Annotated in this window: 14 protein-coding genes and 1 tRNA gene; 6 read left to right on the top strand and 9 right to left on the bottom strand. The window is 64.6% G+C overall.

What is annotated here, in order from left to right; translation table 11 throughout:
- Positions 1 to 22: 22 nt before the first annotated feature.
- Positions 23 to 451, bottom strand: coding sequence for a YkgJ family cysteine cluster protein (locus KA354_06520; protein MBP7934286.1), 429 nt, complete (start codon positions 449 to 451; stop codon positions 23 to 25).
- Between the two features lie 207 nt (positions 452 to 658).
- On the opposite strand from KA354_06520, the gene KA354_06525 reads away from it, so the two are divergent.
- The 3 genes from KA354_06525 (at position 659) to KA354_06535 (ending at position 3177) form a co-directional block, all read left to right on the top strand.
- Positions 659 to 1378: a DedA family protein gene (locus tag KA354_06525; protein MBP7934287.1), complete on the top strand. Its 720-nt coding sequence runs from the start codon at positions 659 to 661 to the stop codon at positions 1376 to 1378.
- Between the two features lie 4 nt (positions 1379 to 1382).
- Positions 1383 to 2483, top strand: a complete 1101-nt coding sequence (locus KA354_06530; GenBank protein MBP7934288.1) for a tRNA-dihydrouridine synthase — start codon at positions 1383 to 1385, stop codon at positions 2481 to 2483.
- A gap of 115 nt (positions 2484 to 2598) precedes the next feature.
- Complete coding sequence (locus KA354_06535) at positions 2599 to 3177, top strand: nuclear transport factor 2 family protein (protein ID MBP7934289.1); 579 nt, start codon at positions 2599 to 2601, stop codon at positions 3175 to 3177.
- An 88-nt stretch (positions 3178 to 3265) separates the two neighbouring features.
- On the opposite strand, the gene KA354_06540 is transcribed toward KA354_06535, so the two are convergent.
- Complete coding sequence (locus KA354_06540) at positions 3266 to 4585, bottom strand: OFA family MFS transporter (GenBank protein ID MBP7934290.1); 1320 nt, start codon at positions 4583 to 4585, stop codon at positions 3266 to 3268.
- A 189-nt stretch (positions 4586 to 4774) separates the two neighbouring features.
- Positions 4775 to 6763: an acetate--CoA ligase gene (gene acs / locus KA354_06545; protein MBP7934291.1), complete on the bottom strand. Its 1989-nt coding sequence runs from the start codon at positions 6761 to 6763 to the stop codon at positions 4775 to 4777.
- A 607-nt stretch (positions 6764 to 7370) separates the two neighbouring features.
- Between acs and gndA the strand changes: the two genes are divergently transcribed.
- Positions 7371 to 8789 carry an NADP-dependent phosphogluconate dehydrogenase gene (gene gndA, locus KA354_06550; GenBank protein MBP7934292.1) on the top strand — a complete coding sequence of 473 codons (1419 nt, stop codon included), beginning with the start codon at positions 7371 to 7373 and terminating at the stop codon, positions 8787 to 8789.
- Positions 8790 to 8925: 136 nt separating this feature from the next.
- Here gndA and KA354_06555 read toward each other — a convergent pair whose 3' ends face one another.
- From KA354_06555 to KA354_06575, 5 genes are all read right to left on the bottom strand, one after another.
- Positions 8926 to 9744, bottom strand: a complete 819-nt coding sequence (locus tag KA354_06555; GenBank protein ID MBP7934293.1) for an ABC-2 family transporter protein — start codon at positions 9742 to 9744, stop codon at positions 8926 to 8928.
- Positions 9741 to 10730, bottom strand: coding sequence for an ATP-binding cassette domain-containing protein (locus KA354_06560; GenBank protein ID MBP7934294.1), 990 nt, complete (start codon positions 10728 to 10730; stop codon positions 9741 to 9743). Before KA354_06560 ends, KA354_06555 begins: the two co-directional genes overlap by 4 nt.
- Positions 10731 to 10873: 143 nt before the next feature.
- Entirely contained in the window at positions 10874 to 11713 is an 840-nt protein-coding gene (locus tag KA354_06565; protein MBP7934295.1) for an FKBP-type peptidyl-prolyl cis-trans isomerase, read from the bottom strand.
- Positions 11714 to 11801: 88 nt separating this feature from the next.
- A tRNA-Leu gene (locus KA354_06570) sits at positions 11802 to 11885 on the bottom strand.
- A gap of 136 nt (positions 11886 to 12021) precedes the next feature.
- Positions 12022 to 12321, bottom strand: a complete 300-nt coding sequence (locus KA354_06575) for a glycoside hydrolase family 13 (protein ID MBP7934296.1) — start codon at positions 12319 to 12321, stop codon at positions 12022 to 12024.
- A 222-nt stretch (positions 12322 to 12543) separates the two neighbouring features.
- Between KA354_06575 and KA354_06580 the strand changes: the two genes are divergently transcribed.
- Entirely contained in the window at positions 12544 to 15414 is a 2871-nt protein-coding gene (locus tag KA354_06580; protein MBP7934297.1) for a DUF4091 domain-containing protein, read from the top strand.
- 233 nt (positions 15415 to 15647) lie between these two features.
- Here KA354_06580 and KA354_06585 read toward each other — a convergent pair whose 3' ends face one another.
- A complete protein-coding gene (locus KA354_06585) occupies positions 15648 to 16331 on the bottom strand; it encodes an alpha/beta hydrolase (protein ID MBP7934298.1) in 684 nt (227 codons plus the stop codon).
- A 51-nt stretch (positions 16332 to 16382) separates the two neighbouring features.
- Here KA354_06585 and tsaB point away from each other — a divergent pair, with 51 nt between their 5' ends.
- Complete coding sequence (gene tsaB / locus KA354_06590; GenBank protein ID MBP7934299.1) at positions 16383 to 17120, top strand: tRNA (adenosine(37)-N6)-threonylcarbamoyltransferase complex dimerization subunit type 1 TsaB; 738 nt, start codon at positions 16383 to 16385, stop codon at positions 17118 to 17120.
- The last annotated feature ends 76 nt before the right edge of the window (positions 17121 to 17196 follow it).

Below are 17196 nucleotides of genomic sequence, written 5' to 3' on the forward strand. Positions count from 1 at the left end.
ACCGGTGATCCTGGCCGTCCACCTATTCCCACGACTGTCTCAGCCGGATCTCCTCGATGGCCGCATAGTCGTGCTCTTTGCCGCTGTTCATGCCCGGGCACTTTTCGGAAGCGTCGGCCCAGGCCGCCGGACTCTTCAGATTGACCGACCAGAAGGGCCAGGTACGGCACTGAAGCGGGCGGACCGGATAGATCGAGCAGGTTCGTCGGCCGTTGCCTGCGTTCACCAGGTAAACGCAGTCGCCGTTGGTCTTCTCAGTCAGGGAGTACTTCAGGCCCACTCGCCGGAGGGTCTCCTTGGGAAGCCACTCATCGTTGCGACCGAGAAACTCGGCGATCCGGCGGATTTCCTCACGCGTTAGCCAGACGTAGCCGGGAGCGCCGGTACAACAGTTGCCGCAGGCGGTACACTCGAACCGCAGCCCCCCCTGATACCATCTCTCGCTGGCCAACGATGACTCCTTCCACGGTGATTACAGGCTCCCCGGCTCGCCCGGCAGCCACGCGTAGACCGATCAGCTGAGGCCGGTTACGATATCCGAACTGTGCCGCAGTGTCGCCTAGGAACCTATCTCGCCTGGTGCGGGACGGGCCCCTCGCTGTTCAGATGAAAGGCTGGAAGCCTGGCCCACATACCCAAGGGCGGCAGGTTCCACGACGTGACGGGAGCAACGATGTCCTGGGAGCAGTGGGGATATCTGGGGCTTTTTCTGATTCTCCTGGCAACCGGACTCGGACTACCCCTTCCCGAGGACGTACCCTTGCTCACCGGCGGCTACCTGTGTTATGCCCAAGGCGCCAATGTCTGGCTCACCATCCTGGTGGCCATGGTGGGGGTTCTGGGCAGTGACCTTCTGCTCTTCACCATCGGCCGGCGGTTCGGGCACCACGTGGTGGAGTACCGCTTTGTCCGGCAGCTGGTGAATCCTCCGCGGCTGGTCATGGCCGAGCGTCTGTTCGCCCAGCACGGGGTCAAGATCATCTTTGCGGCCCGGTTCATGCCGCCGATCCGAGGGATGACCTTCATGGCCGCGGGTGTCCTGAAGGTGCCGTACGCGACGTTTCTGCTCGCCGATGGCAGTGCTGCGCTGCTGAGCGTTCCCACGCTGGTTCTGCTGGGCAAGTTCCTGGGCCGGTTTTTCGGTGACAATCTTGAAGCATTGGTGGGCGAAGTGCAGAGTGTCACGCACACGATTGTCGTGGCCTGTGCCGCGATCATCGTTCTGGCCGCCGGGCTGTACCTACACCGCCGGCAGAAACGACTGGTGGTCCGAGCCGGGCTGGAAGGCCAGGTGGATGCCCAGACGTTGGCCGAACTGCCTCCGGGGGGTGAAGTGATTGCCCGCCCGCCCCCCGAGCCGGTCAAGACCATACAATAGACGCATGTTCCGGATCGGTTCGCTGGATATTGGATTCCCCGTGGTCCAGGCGGCCCTGAGCGGTTACAGCGACCTGCCCATGCGCCGCGTTGCCCGCCTGCAGGGCGCAGTCTATGCCCTCAATGAAGTAGTGCTCGACCAGCTCGTGCTCACCAAAGGCAAGAAGCAGCGGGCGCTGACGCGGGTTGCGGCGGACGATCATCCGGTCGGGGGACAGCTCATGGGAGCCGAGCCGGCGAGTCTCGCCCGGGCGGCCGACGCCCTGGTGACCGCCGGTTACGACTGCGTCGACCTCAATTTTGGCTGTCCGGTGCGCAAGGTGCTGGGCCGGTGCCGGGGAGGCTTCCTGCTCAGCCAGCCCGCGACGGCCCGGGCTATCGTGCGCGCGGTTCATGCCGCGGTTGCCGGCCGCTGCCCGCTGACCGTGAAAATGCGTCGGGGGATGGACGACTCGCCGGAAAGTGAGCGTTACTTCTTTGAGATTCTGGAAGGGGCTTTTGAGATTGGGGTGGATGCCGTGACCGTGCATCCGCGGACGGTCAGGCAGCGGTATGTCGGGCGCAGCGACTGGCGGTTCCTGGCCCGGGTGAAGCGGCATGTGGGTGACAGAATCGTCCTGGGAAGCGGCGACCTTTTTGCCGCCGAGGACTGTCTGCGAATGATCGAGCAGACCCGTGTGGATGGAGTCGCCGTCGCCCGGGGATGCATCGGCAATCCCTGGATCTTCGCCGAGATCCGGGCTCTGCTCGCGGGCCGGTCCCTTCCCGTGCCACCGACGGTCGCAGAGCAGGGCATCACCATCCGGCAACACTACGCCTGGGCAGTGGAGACCTATGGCCCGCTTGTCGCGGGCAAGATCATGCGCAAGTTCGGCATCAAGTACAGTGAGTTGCACCCCATGGACCGCCAGGTACGCGATGCCTTCATCGCCGTGGCCAAGCCGGACGACTGGCAGGCGGTGCTGGATCGATGGTACGATCCGGCGAAAGGCTGGCCACCGGTCGTTCGTCGAGTCGGGCCTGGCCACCTGATCGCGGCCGGCGCGGAGGATCGCGGTGGTCCCGGCGCTGCCGACGTACCGCCGGAGGCGAGAAGGGAGAGTTGAGAAGGGAGAACGCCGGGCCGTTCAGCCACGATGGTGATCCGCCGTTTGGCTCTTCTGTTCCCGCTTTCGGCTCTCGGTTCTCTCTTTCGTCTTCTCGGCGTTTGGTTGTCTGCCTATGCTCGACTTCCTGACTCGCATGCTGTTCGAGGACCCGATTCTCCTCTTCCTGGTTGCGGTCGTGATCGTCGCGATCGCGCTGGCGATTCACCGCCGCTACGCAACCCGACGGACGCGAATCGGATTGTGGGTGGTCGTGGCCACCTGCCTGGCTCAGATCGTGGTCCAGCGCCTGGTGATCACCGACCGCGAGGCGATCAAGGACCTGGTTCACACGCTGGCCGTGGCGGTCGATGACGGCGACATGGCCACGCTGGCCGAGCACTTCGATGATGGCGTGGTGATCAAGGAAGGCTACTTCGGCAGCCTGGCCGGTAAGGAAGCGGTGATCGCCCGGGCCCACGTTGTTCTCCAGCAGAACACCGTCAAGCGGGTCCGCGTAGGCGGGTACCGGATCGAGGTTCTCGGCGACCTCGCCAAGGTGGTCTGCCAGGTCATGGCTGACATCCGCATGGGCGGCGGGACCAGCTCTCAGCGAGTACCCAGCCGATGGGATCTCGAAGTCGTGCGCACCCCGAGTGGCTGGAAGCTGCGCCGAGCGGCGGGCGAGTTCGGCCTTGGCCATTTCGGGGCGTGATGGGTCCGCTCCGTGGGCCGGCGTGCCGGGCGTACGAACGCGCGTCCGGGCGGGATTGGATCCGGCGTCGGACCAGAAGGGGCTCGCGTCAAGCCGCAGGAGCCTGCGTCTTGGCCTGCGGCGCTTGAACAACGAAGGTCACCAGGGCCGCGGCCAGCAGGAGTCCGGCCGAGCAGTAGTAGGCGAAGGTGAAGGCGTGGGTCTGGTCGTAGACCCTGCCCGCCAGCAGCGAGAGCATGAAGCCGCCGAGTCCCCACGCGGTGAATACCAGCCCGTAGTTCACACCGAAGTCCTTCAGACCGTAGTAGTCCTTGGTGACCGACGGGAACAGGGCCAGGTTGGCACCGTAATTGGCCCCGATGACGGCCGAGAGCAGGGCAAGGACGACCGGCTGAGCAAGGAAACTGTCGGCCCTCGCTCTGGAGAGAGCCATGATCGCCACCGCCTGAACAACGAAGCAGATGAACATGGTTGCCTTGCGACCAATGCGGTCGGAGAGGAGCCCCGCGCCGATGCGGCCGCCGCCGTTACCGATAGCCAGCACCGCGACGAGCACGAAGCCCAGTTTGAGGCCGGCTTGGTCCTGAGCGATCTTGGCGAGCTTGGAGATGATCATCAGGCCGGCGCCCGCCCCGCAGGCGTACATGAACCAGAGCACGTAGAACTGCCAGGTTGCGAGCATCTCGCCGGGCGTGAAATCCTCCTTCCTAGCCGCGGCGGAGCCGGGCTTGGCGGGCGGTGTGCCGGGGGGAATGTAGCCCTTGGGTGGCGCCGCCAGCAGTTGAGCCAGCCCGACCACCACGACGAGAAAGCCGAGTCCAAACAACAGCATGGTCGTCTGCAGCCCGTACTCCTGGGCAAGATGCGTGGCCAAGGGGGCAATGTACACGCTGGCCAAACCGAAACCGGCGACCACCAGGCCGGCGATCAGCCCGGTCTTCTTGGCCGGAAACCACTTCACTGCCGGGGGAGTGGCCGAGGCATAACCGCAGCCGATGCCAGCTCCCGCCAGGAGGCCGAAGCCGATCAGATAACCGGTCAGCGTGGTGGTGAAACTGGCGAGGATCATCCCGATGCCGACCAGCACGCCGCCGAGGGTTGCCACAATCCGGGGGCCAATCCGGTCCTGCATGCGGCCGGCCGGGACCATGACCAGGCAGAACACCAGGCAGGCACAGGCGTAGGGCCACGACTTGCCGGTCTCCGTCCAGCCCCAGGCCGACGGGATCTCCTTGCTCAACACGCTCCAGCTGTAAAGCACGCCGAGGGCCAGATTGATGCCCAAGCCGGCAAAGGTGACGATCCGTCCGCGGTTGGGAACCTGCACAAGACCTCGGGGCACTCCATAGGGAAGCGTCGTGGCGGGGTCTTTCGGTTGAGTCTCGACGGGGTCGACTGGCTTGCTCATGTATCCGTCCTTTCGAATGCACGCGGAGGCATGCACGGTAGTCTGCCGGGATAGGAACCCACTCCCTCTCGGGAGACGGCACACGGGGGCCGAGGGGTGCTGCCCCGTGGTGAGATGAGTAGCCGGGCAAGGGCCCGGTCATCCGCGGGGCGACGAGCTTTCGCCCCGCGGACGGCCGTCTATCAGCGATCAGCTGACGGCTTTGTAGCTCTCGACCAGATTCTTGACCACGGTCGGATCGGCCAGGGTGGTGGTGTCGCCGATCTTGTCCGGCTCTCCTTCGGCGATCTTGCGCAGGATTCGCCGCATGATCTTGCCCGACCTTGTCTTGGGCAGGCCGGGAGCCCAGTGGATCACGTCGGGGGTCGCGATCGGGCCGATCACCTTGCGGACGTGCTGGAGCAGCGACTTCTTGTGCTCGTCGGTGTACTCCTGCCCGACCTTGAGGGTGACATAGGCGTAGATGCCCTGCCCCTTGATCTGATGTGGGAAGCCGACGACGGCGGCCTCGGCCACGGTGGGATGGGACACGAGGGCGCTTTCGACCTCGGCCGTTCCGATGCGGTGACCGGAGACGTTGATCACGTCATCCACCCGGCCGGTGATCCAGTAGTAGCCATCCTCATCGCGCTTGCAGCCGTCGCCAGTGAAGTAGAGGCCCGGATAGGTGCTGAAGTAGGTCTCTTTGAACCGGCGATGCTGCCCGTAAACGGTGCGCATCATGCCCGGCCACGGCTCCTCTATGCAGAGCACGCCGGAGCCGGGGCCTTCGATGCGTCTGCCTTCCGGGGTGAGCATCACGGGCTTGACCCCAAAGAACGGCAAGGTGGCCGAGCCGGGCTTGAGCGGAATGGCGCCGGCCAGCGGCGTGATTAGGATGCCGCCGGTTTCGGTCTGCCACCAGGTATCCACGATCGGGCAGCGTTCCTTGCCGATGTGCTTGTAGTACCACAGCCAGGCCTCGGGGTTGATCGGTTCGCCGACCGAGCCGAGCAAGCGAAGACTAGCCAGGCTGTGCTTGTTGACACAGGACTCGCCCTCGCGCATCAGGGCCCGGATGGCGGTCGGGGCGGTGTAGAACTGGTTGACCTTGTACTTGTCGCAGACCGCCCAGAATCGCCCGGCGTCGGGGTAGGTGGGCACGCCTTCGAACATCAGCGTGGTCGCCCCGTTGGCCAGCGGACCGTACACAATATAGGAGTGGCCCGTGACCCAGCCGATGTCGGCCGTGCACCAGTATACGTCGCCGTCGTGGTAATCGAAGATGTACTTGTGGGTCGTGGCCGTGAAGACCATGTAGCCGCCGATGGTATGGAGCACGCCCTTGGGCTTGCCGGTCGACCCGGAAGTGTAGAGGATGAACAGCGGGTCCTCCGCATCCATCCACTCCGGCTCACAGTCGGCGGAGGCGTTTTTCATCAGGTGATGCCACCAGTGGTCGCGGCCGGCCTGCATGTTGATCGGCAGCTTGTCCTGCCCGACGCGCTCGTAGACGATGCAGGTATTAACCGCCACGCCCTGCTTCTCCGCCAGCTTCATGGCTTCGTCGGCGTTGGCCTTGAGCGTCACCGCCTTGGAGCCGCGGTACACGCCGTCGGTCGTCACCAAGGCCTTGCAGCCAGAGTCGGCGATGCGGTCGGCCAGCGACTCGGCGCTGAACCCGCCGAACACGATCGAGTGGATCGCCCCGATGCGGGCGCAGGCCAGCATGGCGATGGCCAGCTCCTTGACCATGGGCATGTAGATGGAGACGCGGTCATCCTTCTTGACGCCCTTGCTCTTGAGCACGTTGGCGAACTTGCAGACCTGCTCGTGGAGTTGCTTGTAGGTCAGCTTCGCGTCCTCGGATGGCTCGTTGCCTTCCCAGATGATCGCAACCTGGTCGCCGCGGGTCGCCAGGTGGCGATCCAGGCAGTTGTAGGTAATGTTGGTCTTACCTCCGGTGAACCACTTGATCGAGATGTCCCCCTTGAAGTCATACTCCCGAACCTTGGTCCATTTCTGCTTCCAGTAGAACGTGCTGGCGATGTCACCCCAGAAACCTTCCGGATCGGTGATGGACCGCTGGTACATCTGCCGGTACTGATCCATCGACTTGACGTGGGCCTTGGCGGCGAAACCGGCCGGCGGTTGGAAAACCTGGGAAGCGCTCACGCCGCTGGACTCCGCTTTGCTCATGCGTTTGCTCCTTGCGTAATGATGGGTGGTGATAAGAGATGAGGTCGCTCCGGCACCCCGACCGGGCTCGACCGCTTCGGCCGGGGTGGATTCACTGTCCATACTCCCTTGGCTCGGATCTGTGTTGACCCGTTGACAGCGGCTCCCGAACGGCCGTGTCCAGCTCAAGCAACGATGTTCTGATGACTCCTGGTGCCCGTCGCCGTGAATGGCTCAGTGTAGCAGAAGCACCGCGATGTTGGCAAGCGAACCGTCGGCCATCCCACGAGTGGTAGGCGGTTGACCGTCAGGTCGGACCCACGAGACGCCAAGCCGGCTGAAACCGGCGAAGAAAGCAAACGCACGGCGGTTCCCCGTGCACCGCCGGTCATACGACTGGCCATGGGCTCGCCGTCGGGAGGTCAGGCGTCCGAAGGACCTACGGGGCGTCACCGCCCCAGCGGTCCCGCTCCAACCAGGACCGCCGCTGGGGGCATCCTTCAACGTCTTGCGGTTGGGCTGGCCGGCTGTAGAATTCGCCCGCGTGCGGCCAGCCGGCTCAAGCCCGCTGGCACGCAGGGGCCTCGTCCCCTCGCGACAGGTGTTTTTCAATCGGAGCTGTAACGTCATGGGCAATCAGCAGGTGGGTTTGATCGGATTGGACGTCATGGGCAGCAACCTGGCCCTGAATATCGAGAGCCGGGGCTACTCGATGGCCTTGTACAACCGGACCACGGAGAAAACCGAGCGGTTCATGGCCGAAAGGGGGGCGGGCAAGCGGTTCGTGGCCGCCAAGACGTTGCAGGAGTTCGTCGGTGCCCTGGAGTCCCCGCGTAAGATCCTGCTCATGGTCAAGGCCGGCAAGGCGGTCGACGACGTGATGGATCAGCTCGCCGGCCTGCTCGACCGGGGCGACCTGATTATCGACGGCGGCAACAGTCACTTCCCGGATACCATCCGGCGGAACCGGGATCTGGCCGCCAAGGGCTTGCTGTTCATCGGAACCGGAGTATCCGGCGGCGAGGAAGGCGCCCTCAAGGGCCCGAGCATCATGCCCGGCGGCCAGCCCGAGGCTTACGCCCTGATCGAACCGGTCCTGACCGCGATTGCCGCCAAGGCCACGCAGGACGGTAAGCCGTGCTGCACCTACGTCGGACCGGACGGTGCTGGCCACTACGTCAAGATGGTTCACAACGGCATCGAGTACGGCGACATGCAGCTGATCTGCGAGGCCTACTACATCCTCAAGACGGCGTTGGGGCTCGAGGCCAACGCCCTGCACGAGATCTTCAGGAAGTGGAACGAAGGCGACCTGAGCAGCTACCTCATCGAGATCACCGCCGACATCTTCAAAAAGAAGGACGATCGCAAGGAGACCGGCAAGCCCCTGGTCGAGCAGATCCTGGACAAGGCCGGCCAGAAGGGCACCGGCAAGTGGACCAGCGAGTCGGCCCTCACTCTGGGGGTGCCCGCTCCGACCATCGCCGAGGCCGTCTTTGCTCGGTGCATTTCGGCGATCAAGGAGGAACGCGTCGCGGCCAAGAAGGTGCTCAAGGGACCATCGGCCCGTTACAGCGGCGACAAAGAGGCCTTCATCCAGGCCATCCACGACGCCCTTTATGCCTCCAAGATCTGCTCATATGCCCAGGGCTTCCAGCTCATGCGCGCGGCTAGCCACGAATACCAGTGGTCGCTCAAGTACGGCGAGATCGCGATGATCTGGCGCGGCGGGTGCATTATCCGGGCCCACTTCCTCAACCGCATCAAGGAAGCCTACGACCGCAACCCGGACCTGGCCAACCTGCTGCTCGATCCGTACTTCAAGGACATCATCGAACGGAGCCAGAAGAGCTGGCGCAAGGTGGTGGCCACGGCCGCGGAGCGAGGCATTCCGGTTCCGGCGTTCGCGTCCGCCCTGGCCTACTTCGATAGCTACCGTCGAGACCGTCTGCCGGCCAACCTGCTGCAGGCCCAGCGCGACTACTTTGGGGCCCACACCTACGAGCGGGTGGACATGCCCGGCGTGTTCCACAGCCAGTGGGTGTGACGACCAAGGCGTCTACGACTCCCCGCCGGCGTTCACCAGGATAACGGCTGAGCGGCTTCGCGTCCGCTGGACAATGCGGTGGTCCGGCGCTGCCCGTTCGGGCGCGGCTTACGCAAAAAGGGGGAAGAGGCTCTTTTCAGATCCCCACGGCGGTAAAGCGCTTGACACCGGCCCGCCAGAGAATGCGGAAGAGAACCAGGCCGGCGGCGAGCCAGGCGAACTGGCAGACGAGGCCGATGAGGATCTCGCGCTCGGAGAGCTGGCCCATCAGGGCCGCGCTGGGGAACCAGATGATCCACTTGAAGGGCATCATAGAGATCAGCGGCTGCATCGGTGACGGCATGATCGTCACCGGGGCCAACCGGCCGCCGAAAAACAGACTCATGCCAAACCACAACTGGCCCAGCCCATCAGTCCGGGTAATCCAGAAAGCCAGCATGGCGAGGGCATAGTTGAAGATGTAATTCAGGGCCGCGCCGAGGCCGATGGCCATCACCCCGAGCAGGGCCTGCATGCCGCTCACGTCGAAGCGCGGCCGGGCCCACAGGGCAACCAGCAACCACAGCGGCAGGAGGATCACCAGGGTCAAAACCTTGTAGGCCAGGTTGTCCGAGATGCTCTCCCAGATCGGCAGGATCGGCCGGAGAAGCTTGGTGGACATCTTGCCGCTCTGGATGAGGTAGCCAATCTCGAACATGTCCCACGCGGTACACAGGTGCCCAATGACCATGGTCAACAGGAAGTAGGTCGCGAACTCCTGGGCCCCGTAGCCCTTGATGGTATTTCCCTCGATCGGATCGCGAGCCGCGGCCTGCCAGGCAACCATCGCCACAGTGGGATAAACCACACCCCAGAGGGCCCAGAGGATCAGCTCGCCCCGGTACTGGAACATGCCCTGCATCGAGGCCCGCAGGTAGGCCGGCATGGCTGACAGGATAACCCGCAGGACGGTCACGGCGTCTGCTCCATGCCCCGAGCGAAGACCATCTTGATGACATCCTCGATGGGCGGGTCCTCAACGGTCACGTCGCGGACGGGCAGCTCGGCTAAGAGTCGGCCGGCCAGCTCCGCGGCGCGTTCGCGAGGAACGCGGATCGAGACCTTCTGATCCTTGCGGGCGCAAACCTCGCCGATGCGATCGAAGTCGTAGCCGTCAGGGCTGGTCTCCAGATCGATGGAGATGACCTTGAACGGGGCCAGACGGGCGCTGAGATCGACCAGAGGGCCATCGAAGAGAATCTTGCCGTGGTCGATCACCACGATGCGTTTGCACAGGGCGGTGACGTCAGCCATGTAGTGCGAGGTCAGAATGATGGTGGCCCCATGGCGGTGGTTGTACTCGGCTACGAAATCGCGGATCCGGCCCTGCATGGTGACGTCCAGGCCGAGGGTGGGCTCGTCGAGAAAGAGAACCGCCGGGCGGTGAAGGAGCGACAGGCAGATCTCGCACTTCATCCGCTCGCCGAGAGAGAGGGTGCGAACTTGCTTGCGCAGGACGTCGCCAATGTCGAGCATGGCGATCATCTCGTCGAGGGTATCGCGACCAGTCTTCTTGTCGACGCGGTAGACCGCCAGCTGGACGCGGAACGAGTCCATGGCCGGCAGGTCCCAGAGGAGCTGGCTCCGCTGGCCCATGACCATGCTGATGCGACTGAGGTAGTCGGCCTCGCGTCGCCAGGGTGTGTAGCCTAGGACGGAGGCGGTCCCGCTGGTCGGGTGGAGCAAGCCGGCCAGCATCTTCAGGGTAGTGGTCTTGCCGGCCCCGTTGGGGCCGAGGAAGCCGACGATTTCACCCTGCTCGATGCTGAAGCTGATGTCATCGACGGCCCGAACCTCACGGTACCGGCGGTTGAATAAGCTGGCCAGTGCGGCCTTAAAGCTGCTCTCGCGCTCCGGCACCTTGAAGATCCTACTCAGTTGATGGACGTCAATCGGGGACATGGGCGTATTGTAGCGGCATCAAAAGAGAACGGTCCAGAATCGGGGAAGGAGCGATTCTGGACCGTGAATCGTCGTCGTCAGCCGATCAGACCAGGGGCCGGGCAGGACCTCTCACCAGGCCCACGGTCCCGATGGCGCCGCGATCATTTCGGCGCGGCCGGGGTGGCCGGCTTGGTGGTGGCGCCGCCCGCCGGCGGGTTCATGCGAATGCGCGGGGCGGGGGCGGTGCTCGGCGGCTCGATGTTGAGCAACTCGACCTCGAAGACGAGCACGGAGTTCGGAGGAATCCGGGCGCCCGAGCCGTTCGGGCCGTAGGCCAGCTCCGAGGGGATGGTGAGTTCCCACTTCGAACCGACCTTCATGAGCTGCAAGGCTTCGGTCCAACCCTTGATCACGCGGTTGGCCTGGAACGTGGCCGGCTGGCCACGATCGACGGAGCTGTCAAACACGTTGCCATTGAGCAGTTTGCCCGTGTAGTGAACCTTGACGGTATCGGTGTCCTTGGGCTGGGCGCCAGTGCCTTCCTTGATCACCTTGTACTGCAAACCGCTGGCCGTAGTCTTCACGCCTTCTTTGGTCTTGTTGGCGGCGAGATACTTGTCGCCCTCCGCCTTGTTCTTCTCGCCGAGTTCCTTCTTCTTCTTCTCGACGGTGACCTGGTGCTCAGTCTGGAAAGCCCTGAAGGTCTCGGTGACCTCCTTGTCGGTCATGAGGGGCTTGCCGCCGGCGAGAACATCCTTGATGCCACGGGTCAGGGCGTCGAGATCGGGCTCAATGTACTGGGCCTTGAGCATGTTGCCCATGTTCATACCGATGGCGTAGCTGACCTTGGCGATCTGGGTCTTGAAGACGCCATCGGCGGCGGAGGGTGGGGTGGTTGCCTTGACGGTCTCCGTCGCTGCGGCGGCGGGCTTTTCTTCAGCCCAGACCATGCTCGTGGACAAAAAGAGAACGACAGCGAGGGCGCTTAGAACTCGGATCATTATTTAACTCCAGTTAAAACAAGGTCTTGTCGTGAGGCGGACTACGATGCTACCCCGCACCGGAATCGGAAGCCTTGAAGACAATGACTGCCCGGGAGAGGGATCGAACCTCCACAGCCTTTCGGCTACATGGCCCTCAACCATGCGCGTCTGCCAGTTCCGCCACCCGGGCTGGGGGCTTGTCAGCCTGAAGGGCTCAATCCTCTCGGCTGGCGCACACCCTACGCTAATCGCCTGTGGGTCGGCGGTCAAGTCGACGGGCCAGCCTCGAGCCCCGACCGCGGGGTGGGAATCTTGGGTCCTCGGCGTCAGGCCGCGACCCGTTCGCCGGCAGGCACAGGGTCGATTTTGACCACGGAATTGAGCCCGTAGGGGCCATGTTCCAGCCCGAAGGCCGCATAGTCGTTGAACCATACCCCGTCGGCGCAATAGCGGAACTGGTAGGTGGCTGGAGCGAGCATCAACCGGCATCGCCACCAGCCGTCCAGATGACGGATCATGAGGAAACAGGTCTGCCAGGCGTTGAAATCGCCGGCCAAGCAGACCTGGCGCGCCTGGGGACGATAGAAGGTGAACTCGACCGAACCGTCGGGTAACTGGGTGACCATACGTCATCTCCCCCACAGCAGTTGTTGATGAAACGTCGATGGGACCCCACTGTTCTCCGGCATGAGAACCTCCACCCCTGGTGCGGGCTCCCCGTGCCAGACCCCCGCCCAGATCTTCTTAATGTCGGCAACGGTTGCCACAAAGTTGAGTTGCCAGTATAGGAATGGCCGTACCTGACGGGGGAGAATCGAGGTCGCCGAGCCCTGCGCCCGGATACCCAGGTGAGTCGTTCGACGGTGAGAATCCTACCGCTCAGCATCGTTGGCCTGAGCCTGCCGATCATGGCGGGATGCGCCTCGTTCACGGCGGCGACCGGCCCGATCCAGGTCTGGGTCGTGCCGGAATCGGTGACCGTCCATCCCGATGCCCTGCCCGAGGGCGAAAACGAGGTCTACCGTGAGGCTGATGGGCGGGTCCGGCTCAGCGCCGCCGTCAATGAGACCGTGGCTTTTCAGGTTGTGATGCGAACCCGCCAGGTCGGCAGGGTCATGAGTGTCGCTCTCGATCCACTTCGCCTGGGCGACCAGACGGTCGGACTCGATCGAATTGCCCTGTTTCGTGAGGTCCGCGTGGCCGTCGAGGACTACCCGGCTTGGTATCTTCGGCTGACGCCGGATCTACGCAAGCTCCGGTTTTTCCCGGACGTTCTCGTGCCGCTGACCGCCCCGCGTGGCGCCTTGCCGATCTCGCTTCGCGCCGGTGAATGCGAGGTGGTCTGGGCTGAGGTTCGCGTTCCGCCCGGCACGCCGGCGGGCCCATACGACTCCGCCATTCATATTACCCCCGCAGGGGGTCCGGCTGTGAACCTGGCTTTGACGCTGGAGGTCTGGCCCTTCGCCCTGCCCCAGACCAGCCACTTGGCCGCCCTGGCCACCGTCGATACCGCCAAGCTGCTGCGTCAGCACGTTGAGTTGCATGGTCGTCCGTACACCCCCAACCGGTTGACGTTCGACGATCCCGGCTATCAACGGGCAGTGACCGTCCTGGATAGCGCCACGCACCTGCTTCACGATCATCGGTGTAGTCCGATTCTGGCCGACATCCAGCCCTTCCGCCGCCTGGGCGGGTCCGGAGAAGCGGAACTGGACTGGACGGACTATGACCGGCTGGTCGCGGGCCTGATCGACGGTACGGTTTTCGATGACCGGGCAGCAGCTCCTGCGTGGCCCCTGCCCATCGACGAGCGCCGGCCGCCACCGGAACTGTATGGCGGGTGGGGATCTCCCGACTACCAACGGATGCTGACGGATTATCTCCGGCAGTGCATCGGGCATTTCGTCGAGCGCCGCTGGATGGATCAGCACTATGCGTTCATGGGGGTTCCGGGGCGATCGCAGGCTGAACGATATCGCCAGTACAGGGCCCTGGGTGAGCTGTTCAAGCAGATCGATGGTCGGCTGAGGATGGTGTGCCCGGTCCCGTCGGAGTCGATGGCCGCCTACGGTTGGCGTGATGACGGTTTCGTGGACCTGGGCGAGCTGGTTGCGGTCTGGGCGGTGCCCGCCAGTCTGGCCGACGCCGAAGAACTCGCCCGGCAGCGGGCGGCGGGGCGGCGAACGTGGTTGAACCCCGACCGACCACCGTACAGCGGTTCACTCTCCATGCTGGCGGCGCCGGTGGATGCCCAAACGCTGGCCTGGCAGGCGTACCGGTTCGGCTGTGATGCCATCCTGCTGCCCGGCATCAACGCATGGGCGGACGACGGCGTACCGCGGTCTTCGGGCAGCGAAGGTTGCCTGCTCTGGCCCGGCAAGCCCTACGGGCTGGAGGGTCCGGTACCCTCGATCCGGCTGAAACGACTGCGCCGCGGGTTACAGGACTATGAATACCTCTGGCTGCTGGCGCGAAACCGTCGTCCGGGGATTGCCCGCATCTTCTCCGAGGATCTCTTCCCGTTCGGGGGCGCCGGCTGCTATGGCGAGCACTTGCTGGACGGGCGGCCGAACGGCTGGGCAACTGACCCGACCGCGTGGTCCCTGGCTCGCAAGCTGATGGCCAACGAGCTGACCGCGGCGATCCAGCAGCCCGCCTCCGCTCCGACCCAGGACGAGGCCAGCGAAACAAAGCGGCTCTCACAACAGATTGAGTGGGCCCGGCTCACCCGGGCGGTGCGCAACGTTCGCGTGGCAGTGGAGGGTATCCGGGTGCAGGGCTCGCCAGGCACGCCCGACGGGCTGAGCGTGACCGCGACGGTCGCGGTGTTCAATGCGACTCGTCAGGCAGTGAGCGGGCGTCTGACCGTCGCCGAGGCGCCGCAGGCTTGGACCCAGGGCGAGACGGCGGCCACGGTTCAGAGTCTCGCCTCGGCCCGCACCGCCCGGCGCGATGTGGTCATGGAAGCCCCGTCGCTGGAGGCCCGTCTCGAGGGTGTCACGCCGTTCAAGCTGGCGTTCACCCCGGAGAGTGGTGACGCGGTGATGGCAACCGGCCGACTGTGCGTCCTGACCTCGCAGCGGCTGGCCCGGCCACTCACCATCGACGGCAAGCTCGACGACTGGCCGCTCGGGGCCGGCAACGTGGCGGGTGACTTCGTCCTCGTGGGGGCCCTGGACATACCCAAGCAGGGCCGTCCTTCACCCGATCGACTGTCCCAGATCACCACCGCATTCGTCACCCATGACGACGAGTACCTGTACATCGCTTTTGCCTGCGACGACGACAAGATGGCCGAGCGCCGCCTCTCTCGTGACAATCAGGTGCGTTACGACGAACTATGGCCGACGGGCGAGGATCTGGTCGAAGTGGTGCTCGACCCGAGCGGGAAGGTGGTCGACCCCGGCGAGTTGTTCCATGTCGTGATCAAGGCCAATGGGGCGGTGATCACCCAGCAAGGGGTGCCGTGTCTTGCCCGGGTGGCCCGGTGCGAGGACTGGCCGGCCCGGGTCACGGCGGCGGTGGATGATCAATCTCGTTCGGGCCGGTGGAGCGTGGAGATCCGCATTCCCCTGGCCTCGCTCGGTCCGCGAGCGACATTCTGCGGTGTCAATTTCGGGCGGTTCATCCCCCGCCTGGGCGAGTACGGCTCCTGGTCGGGGTCCCGAAGGCATCTTTACAGCCCGGTGACCCTGGGCAACCTCTACCTGCCGAAGTAAGCGGGCGTCGCGGATCCGGGGAGATCCCTCCAAATGCGCTGGCTGGGTCGTTCGGCGACGTTGCGGCGAGCGACAGTGGGCGGTACACTGGACCCTACAGGCTGATTCGTACGTTGCCGCGTACGATTCCACCAGGCGAGCCGGGCGACGAACCCGGCTCGGCCTGTTTTCGCGGCCGCGCCACGGGCCATCCCAGCAGGCCGCAGGGCGGTCGATCTCCTGGTCGGTTCCGCTCATCGATGCCGGCTCGCGTCCCCGGCGTCGGTGGCGTGTCGGGCGATGAACTCATTGACCCGATCCGCATGGGTCAGGTTGATCATGTGACCCCCGTCGGGAATGACCAGGTCGGGCTTGACCTTGCGGAGGGGAATGATCCGATCCCTTGCGCCGTGGATGTGGTGAACGGGACAGGTGGGTGGTGGGTCTCCGTTCCACTGCAGGATCATCCGGCCGATCCGGCGCAGGTGGGGCACAGGTACTGACAAGGACATGTCCCGGATGAGCCGAGACTGGTGCTCAGTGAGCGATTCGAGCCGGGCGAGGAGGCGGCAGCTCGCCTGGCCGCGCCGGCGAATGAACCAATCGGGACACAAGTGCGAGAGCCATCTCAAGGGCCAGAACGTGCGTGGAATGGCGGCGTTGCCGCGGCAGGAGGCAATCAGCAGCACGCATCTCGGGTGGACGAGTGACCCGATCTGACAAGCTAGCATACCGCCAAATGAGACGCCGCCAACCACGCAGGTTTGGTCGATCGCCAGGGACCGGGCAGTGCGGGCCGCGTACGCCGGGAGGCTTTCGTCCGCCTCCGCCACCGGCATTGGAGGCGTTTCGATCTCCAGCCCCCCTTCTCGCTGCGGGCCAAAGAGCCGCTCGTCACAGCCCATGCCAGGAAACAGAATGATCCGGGGTGCGGCCATGCGGACAGTAGAACGGTTGGATATCGCCGACGCAAGTCCGGAGCCGCTACAATGGTGGTCGTGACCCTGCAAGGACCGCGCATCCTGGTGATCGAGACCTCCAGCCGGGTGGGCAGCGTCGCCCTGGCGACGGACGGGGGCGTGGTGAGCGCCGAGCGATTGCCCGGACGGATGCGGCACGCGGGTGAGCTCATGCCTGCCGTGGACAGCATGCTCAGGCAGGCGCGCTGGCCGGCGAACACCCTTACCGACATTTACCTCTCGATCGGCCCGGGTAGTTTCACCGGGCTGCGGATTGCGGTCACTGTTGCCCGCACGCTGGCGTGGTCGATCGGCACCCGGATCGTGGCGGTCCCCACCGTTGACGGCCTCTCGCACAATGCCTTCTCGGCAATACCGCGACCGGAGCATGTGGCCGTGCTCCTGGATGCCAAGCAGGCCCAGGTCTTTGCGGCGGCGTTTTCGCTGCGCGATGGAGCCTACGAGAAGGTGATCGACGCGCACATGGCTCCTCCGGCCGAGTTTCTGGCCCGCTGCCCGCGTCCGCTGAGCGTGCTGGGGGAGGGGATTCCATACCATCGGCAGGCGATCGACGACGGCGGCGTCACGGTGATGGCGGAGGAGCTGTGGTGGCCGCGGGCAGAGCATGTGCTGGCCGTGGGTCGGACCCGGGCCATGCAGGGGCAATTCACACCCAGTGGCGAGTTGCTGCCTTTGTACATCCGTCGTCCAGAGGCGGAGGAGAAATGGGAGCGGCTGCAAGGCCCTGACCGCGAGCCGAGCCGGTGACGTTCACGCTTCGCTCGGGGCAGTGCCCGGGTCGGAGGTGATCAGCAGACGGTGTCAGGAAACGATCCAACGAGGA

Source organism: Phycisphaerae bacterium (assembly GCA_018003015.1).
Classification (GTDB): domain Bacteria; phylum Planctomycetota; class Phycisphaerae; order UBA1845; family PWPN01; genus JAGNEZ01.